At 72.9% G+C, this 6,612-nt stretch carries 6 protein-coding genes and 1 pseudogene; all 7 read left to right on the top strand.

Annotated features, from left to right (window positions below):
* Positions 1 to 384, top strand: a pseudogene (locus VR44_RS08155) (urease subunit alpha); the annotation flags it as partial.
* A 94-nt stretch (positions 385 to 478) separates the two neighbouring features.
* Positions 479 to 1,492: an agmatine deiminase family protein gene (locus tag VR44_RS08150; protein WP_045946719.1), complete on the top strand. Its 1,014-nt coding sequence runs from the start codon at positions 479 to 481 to the stop codon at positions 1,490 to 1,492.
* Positions 1,493 to 1,591: 99 nt separating this feature from the next.
* Positions 1,592 to 3,262, top strand: a complete 1,671-nt coding sequence (locus VR44_RS08145; protein ID WP_045946718.1) for an ABC transporter substrate-binding protein — start codon at positions 1,592 to 1,594, stop codon at positions 3,260 to 3,262.
* Entirely contained in the window at positions 3,259 to 4,221 is a 963-nt protein-coding gene (locus tag VR44_RS08140) for an ABC transporter permease (protein ID WP_094191497.1), read from the top strand. Before VR44_RS08145 ends, VR44_RS08140 begins: the two co-directional genes overlap by 4 nt.
* Positions 4,218 to 5,072, top strand: coding sequence for an ABC transporter permease (locus tag VR44_RS08135; RefSeq protein WP_045946717.1), 855 nt, complete (start codon positions 4,218 to 4,220; stop codon positions 5,070 to 5,072). Before VR44_RS08140 ends, VR44_RS08135 begins: the two co-directional genes overlap by 4 nt.
* The gene (locus VR44_RS08130; RefSeq protein ID WP_045946716.1) at positions 5,069 to 6,112 is read left to right on the top strand and encodes an ABC transporter ATP-binding protein; all 1,044 of its coding nucleotides are present in this window, start codon (positions 5,069 to 5,071) and stop codon (positions 6,110 to 6,112) included. Before VR44_RS08135 ends, VR44_RS08130 begins: the two co-directional genes overlap by 4 nt.
* The coding region (locus VR44_RS08125; protein ID WP_045946715.1) for an ATP-binding cassette domain-containing protein at positions 6,102 to 6,612 on the top strand (511 nt) is incomplete at its 3' end. The genes VR44_RS08130 and VR44_RS08125, both read left to right, overlap by 11 nt.

The raw sequence follows: 6,612 nt of genomic DNA, 5'->3' as shown, positions 1-6,612 counted from the left end.
CCGCAGATGGTGCTCAAGTCCGGCTTCCCGGCGTACGGGGTCACGGGCGACCCGAACGCCGCCACGGACTGCTGCGAACCCCTGGTCCTGGGCCCGCTCTTCGGCGCCCACGGAGCCGCGCCCGCAGATCTCTCCGTCGCCTTCGTCAGCCGCGCCGCCGCCGAGTCCGGATCCTTCGGCGCCCCCTACGACGCGCTGGGCACCCGCCGCCGCCGGGTGGCCGTCCGCGGCACCCGGGGGATCGGCCCGGGGAGCATGATCGGCAACGCCCGCCTCGGAGAGGTCGACGTGGACCCCCGCAGCGGCCTCGTGAGCCTCGACGGGCAGCCCCTGCGCTCCGAGCCGGCGGACCGGGTCTCCCTCAACCGCCTCTACTTCCTCTGAGGCCGGCCGGCGCCCGAGCTTCAGCACGACTTCGCTCTTGACTGAAATTTCAGTTCGGTGGAAGACTCCGCCGACCGGAGAAATGAGACACCTGATGGCCGAATACCGTATGCCCGCCGAGTGGTCCGCGCACGAGGGCTGTCTGATGGCCTGGCCCACCCGCGAGGACCTGTGGGGCAGCGTCCTGGCCGACGCCAAGGAGGAGTACGCCGACGTCGCCCGCGCCATCTCCGCCTTCGAGCCCGTCACCATGGTCGCCCCGCCCGGGTTCGCCGAAGACGCCCGCAGCCACTGCGGGGAGGGGGTCACCGTCATCGAGCTGCCGCTCGACGACTCCTGGTTCCGCGACTCCGCCCCGCTGTTCGTCCTCGACGGGGACGGCCGGCGCGCCGGGGTGGACTTCCGCTTCAACGCCTGGGGCGGCAAGCACCACCCCTTCGACGCCGACGACCGGATCAGCGCCCTGCTGCTGGAGCACCTCGGGGTCGACCGCATCGCCTCCGGCATGATCCTGGAGGGCGGGGCCGTCACCGTCGACGGCGAGGGCACGCTCATCACCACCGAGCAGTGCCTCCTGCACCCCAACCGCAACCCCGGCATGACCCGTGAGGAGATCGAGGAGGAGCTCAAGGCCCGCCTCGGGATCACCAAGGTCATCTGGCTGCCCTACGGCGGTCTGCACGACACCGAGACGGACGGCCACGTCGACGGGGTGTGCGCCTTCGCCGCACCCGGCACGGTCGTCGTCTCCCTGCCCTCCGACCCCGGCCACCCCGACTACGCCCGGATGCGCGCCAACCGCGCCGTCCTGGAGGCCGTCACCGATGCCAGGGGACGCCGCCTGGAGGTCATCGAGGTCCCGCAGACGGCCTTCACCGACCTCGCCGACGGCGAGATCGAGGTGTCGTACATGAACTACTACATCGCCAACGGCGGCGTCGTGGTCCCCGTCGCCGGGGTGCCCCAGGACGAGGACGCCCTCGCCGTCATCGCCTCCGCCCACCCCGGCCGCAAGGTCGTCGGAGTACGGGCGCTCGCCATCGCCTTCGGCGGCGGCGGTGTCCACTGCATCACCCAGCAGATCCCCGCTCTGCCCGCCGCCGGCTGATCCGAAGGACACGGCCCGGCCCCGCCGCACCAGGCGGACCGCACGCCCCGGCGGTCCGCCCGCTCCTCCCCCCAACCCGCACGGACAGAGAGCGCGACGATGACCACCTCCCCACCCCGCACGAGCAGACGCCACCGCCCCCGCCCGCACCTGCGCACGACGGCCGCCGTCACCGCCGTCCTGACCTCCTTCGCCCTCCTCTCCGCCTGCTCCGGCCCGCCGAAGGACAAGGCGGCCGGCGGAGTCACCGACGTCAAGCTGTCCCCCTCCACCCCAGAGGCCCGCGGCGAGATCGACTCCTTCACCTGGGCCGTCTACGCCGAACCGCCCACCCTCGACTACACGGCGGCCTTCGACTACCCGCAGAACACCGTGCTCTCCAACGTGTGCGAGAGCCTGATGCGCTGGACCCCCTCCCTCACCACCGAGCCCGGCCTCGCCCGGCAGGCGACCAACCCCGACCCCACCACCTGGGTCTACGACCTGCGCCCCGGCGTCCGCTTCCACGACGGCCGGGAGATGACCGCCGACGACGCCGTCTTCAGCCTCGCCCGGCAGATGGACCCCCAGAACGCCGCCGCCTGGGCCCAGAACTTCCAGAACGTCGCCTCGATCACCAAGACCGGCCCGCTCCAGGTCACCGTCAAACTCAAGAAACCCGACTCGCAGTTCCCCCAGTACATGGCCACCGCCGCCGGGGTCGTGGCCTCCAAGGCCACCATCGAGGCCGCCGGCAAGGACTACGGCACCACCGGAGACCTCGGCTGCACCGGCCCGTTCAAGCTCGGAACCTGGAACAAGGGGCAGTCGATCGAGCTGGACCGCTTCGACGGCTACCGCGGTACCAGGGCCAAGTCGAAGAAGGCGGTCTTCCGCATCCTGACCGACCCCTCCGCCCGCACCAACGCCCTGCTCAGCGGGGAGGCCGACGGCGGCTACCTGATCCCCACCGAGAGCTACGCCCGGCTGCGCGACAGCGGGGCCGGCAAGCTGTACTTCGGCGAGGGCCTCAGCACGGTCAACGTCAACATCACCAACATCAAGGGCCCCCTCGGGGACGTCCGCGTCCGCCGGGCCCTGTCCCTGGCACTGGACCGCACCGGCTTCGTCAAGGCCGGACTCGGCGGCGCGGGCACCGCCACCAACTCCCTCACCACCCACGCCGCCTGGGCCGCCGCCCCCGAGCACACCCTGAAGACCGCCTTCGACGGCCTGCCGCCCACCGGCCAGGACATCGAGAAGGCCAAGGCCCTGGTCAAGGAGGCGGGCGCCACCGGCAAGACCCTCACCGTCGCCACCAGTTCCATCGGCCAGGACGTCTCCCTCCTCGCCACCGCCGTCCAGGCGGCCGGCACGCAGATCGGCCTGGACATCCGGCTGAGGACGATCGCCCCGAACGCCTTCACCGCCCTGTTCACCGACCCCCAGGCGCGCGAGGGCATCGACATGTTCCCGCTCACCTACTACGACTCGATCACCGACCCGCTCGACCTGCTGGTCAACTTCAAGACCGGCGCCTACCTCAACTTCGGCGGCTACAGCGACCCCGAGTACGACCGCCTCGTCGACCAGGCCACCGCCGTCTACCCGGCGGAGGAGCGCATGGACATCACGGCCAGGCTCCAGCACCAGGCGTCCGAACAACTGCTGTGGATCCCCGTCGCCGAATGGCCCACCGCCCTGTTCATGAACAAGCGGATCACCGGCGCCCCCACCACCATCTCGTACATGTACTACCCGTGGGCGGCCGACGTGGGGGCCGCGCAGTGAGCTTCCTCAGGTTCGCCCTACGACGGGTGGCGGAGATGGCCGCCACCCTGCTCGTCGCCTCGTTCGTCGTCTTCGGGGCCCTGTACCTGGCGCCCGGGAACCCGGCGAGCTTCCTGCTCGCCGGCCGCTCCGCCTCCCCGGAGGCCCTCGCGGCGATCAACGCCCAGTACCACCTGGACGACCCCTTCCTCGTCCGCTACCTGCGCTGGCTGGGCGACGTGCTGCACGGGGACTTCGGCCGGTCCATCACCTACCGCACCGACGTGTCCCGGCTGCTCGCCGACCGGCTGCCCACCACCCTGGTCCTGATCGCGATGTCCCTCGTCGTGGTCGTCGCCGTCGGCCTGCTCCTCGGCCGGATCGCCGCCGTCCGCGGCGGGGCCACCGACTCCGCGATCCTCGTCACCACCACCTTCGCCGTCGGCACCCCGTCCTTCGTCGCCGCGGTCCTCCTCCAGGGCGTGTTCGCCGTCGACCTCGGCTGGTTCCCCAGCAGCGGCACGGGCGAAGGCGGGTTCGGGGACCTGGTGCGGCACCTCGTCCTGCCCTCGGTCGCCCTCGCGCTGTACCTGATCGGCATGCTCGCCCGGGTCACCCGCTCCGCCATGCTCGAAGCCCTCGACAGCGAGCACGTCACCGTCGCCCGCAGCCGAGGCGTCCCCGAACGCCAGGTCGTCCGGCGCCATGTCTTCCGCAACTCGCTGGGCACCGTCCTGACCACCGGCGGCCTGATCGTCTCCACCCTGCTGGTGTGCACCATCCTCGTGGAGACCGCCTTCAGCGTCGGCGGCATCGGACAGCTCCTCGAACTGTCCACCACCACAAAGGACTTCCCGACCGTCCAGGCCATCTCGCTGATCATCGTCGCCCTCTTCATGACCGTGAACCTGCTCGTGGACCTGGCCCTGCCCCTCGTCGACCCCCGGGTCACCCTCGGATCCAGGAGGGCCGCCGCGTGACCGCCGTACCGATCCGCAGACCCGGCCTCGCCCGGATCCGCGCGGCAGGCTCCCCGCTCCACCTGGCCTGTCTGGCGTTCGTCGCCCTGGTCACCCTCGCCGCCCTGCTCGCGCCCTGGCTCATACCCCACGACCCCAACACCGTCGACCTCGCAGACGCCCTCGCCGCACCCTCCGCCGCACACCCGCTCGGCGTGGACGCCGCCGGCCGCGACACCCTCTCCCGGCTGCTGCTCGGCGCCCGGACCTCCCTGCTCGGACCGCTCGGCGTCGTCGCGTTCTCCACCGTCGCCGGCATCGCCATCGGCACGGCGGCGGCCTGGCGTGGCGGCCGGCTGGACTCCGTACTCTCCCGCAGCACCGAACTGGTCTTCGCCTTCCCCGGCATGCTGCTCGCCATCCTGGTCGTCTCGGTCCACGGCGAGGGGCTGCTCGCCCCGGTCCTCGCCCTCGCCGTGGCCTACACCCCCTACGTCAGCCGCCTCACCCGCTCCCTGGTCCTGGCCGAACGGGCCCGGCCGTACGTCAGCGCCCACCGCGTCCAGGGACACTCCGCCCTCCAGATCTGCCGGCGCCACGTCCTGCCCAACATCGCCCCCGTCGTCCTCGCCCAGTCCGCCATCAACTTCGGCTACGCCCTCATGGACCTCGCCGGGCTGTCCTTCCTCGGACTCGGCGTCCCCGCCCTCACCCCCGACTGGGGCCGCATGGTCTTCGACGGCCAGACCGCCATCCAGCACGGCTACCCGCTGTCCGCGATCCTGCCCTGCGCCGTCGTCGTGCTGACCGTGGTCGCCTTCAACGTGGTGGGCGAGCGCTGGGCGGACCGCGTCGCCAGGAGAGACCGATGAGAACACCGAACACCCCGACACCGAACCCCCCGACACCGAACGCCCCCGCCGCCACGGCCGGCCCCGCCCTCGACGTCCGGGGGCTGCGGATCACCCTGCCCGGCACCGCCCGGCCCGTCCTCGACGGGGTCGACCTCACCGTCGGCGCGGGCGAGACCGTCGCCCTCGTCGGCGAGTCCGGCTCCGGCAAATCCCTCACCTCCCGCAGCGCCCTGCGGCTGCTCCCGCCCGGCGCGGTCGTCGAGGGCGTGGTCCGGGTCGCGGGCCGGGACGTCCTCACCCTGGACCCCGCCGCCCTGCGCGCCGTACGTTCCACCGCCGCCGCCATGGTCTTCCAGGACCCGCGCGCCGCCGTCAACCCGCTGCGCCGGATCGGCGACTTCCTCACCGAGGGCGTCACCCTCACCGGCACCATGGGCCGCAACGAGGCCACCGCGCGGGCCGGTGAACTCCTGCGGGCCGTCGGCCTGGACGCGTCCGTCCTGCGCAAGTACCCCGGCCAGGTCTCCGGCGGCATGCTCCAGCGGGTCGTCATCGCGGCCGCGCTCATGGGGGACCCGGTGCTGCTGCTGGCCGACGAGCCCACCACGGCCCTCGACGTCACCAGCCAGGCCGAGGTCATCGCCCTCCTGGCCGCCCTGCGCGAACGCTTCGGCACCGGCCTGCTGTTCGTCACCCACGACCTCGACCTCGCCGCCGCCATCAGCGACCGGGTCTACGTCATGTACGCCGGACGGATCGCCGAGACCGGCCCAGCCGAGGAACTCTTCGCCCGCCCCCGCCACCCCTACACGGCCGCCCTCCTCGCCTCCACCCCGCGCATGGACGGCCCCCGGGGCCGGCTCGCCGCCATCGCCGGCATGCCGCCGGACCTGCGGGTGGAACTGCCCGGCTGCGCCTTCGCCGCCCGCTGCCCGCTCGCCACGGAGGTCTGCGACCGGGAGGCCCCGCGGCCGGCCGCCGCCCCGGGCCGGCCGGAGCACCGGGCCGCCTGCCACCACAGTGACCGGCTCGAAGGGAGCGCCGTCGATGCCCGATGAGGTGGATGCCGTGCGGGACACGGGGAACGTACTGGAGGTCAAGGGGCTGAGCCGCTCCTACGGAGCCGTGCGCGCCGTGGACGACGTGTCCTTCGTCCTCCCTGCGGGCGGCTCGCTGGGGATCGTGGGGGAGTCCGGCTCCGGCAAGACCACCACGGCCCGGATCGTCGTCGGCCTGGAGCGCGCCGACGCCGGTGAGGTCCTGGTCGCGGGCCGCTCCCGTACCGCGCCGGGCGGCGGACGCGGCCGGGCCGGACGGCTGGCCCGGGCCCGGGAGGTGCAGATGGTCTTCCAGGACCCCTACCTCTCCCTGGACCCCCGTACCAGCGTCGAGGCGGCCCTGCGCGAACCCCTGGCCCTGCACTTCCCCGGTCGCGACCACACCAAGCGGGTCCGCGAGCTGCTCGACCAGGTGGGCCTGGGCACCCGGGACGCCGACGCCCTGCCCCGGCAGCTGTCCGGCGGCCAGCGCCAGCGCGTGGCCATCGCCCGCGCCCTGG

This window comes from Streptomyces katrae (assembly GCF_000966975.1).
GTDB classification, from domain to species: Bacteria; Actinomycetota; Actinomycetes; order Streptomycetales; family Streptomycetaceae; genus Streptomyces; species Streptomyces katrae.
Note: the sequence above shows the minus strand (reverse complement) of the source record. Positions and strands in the feature narration are given on the sequence as shown.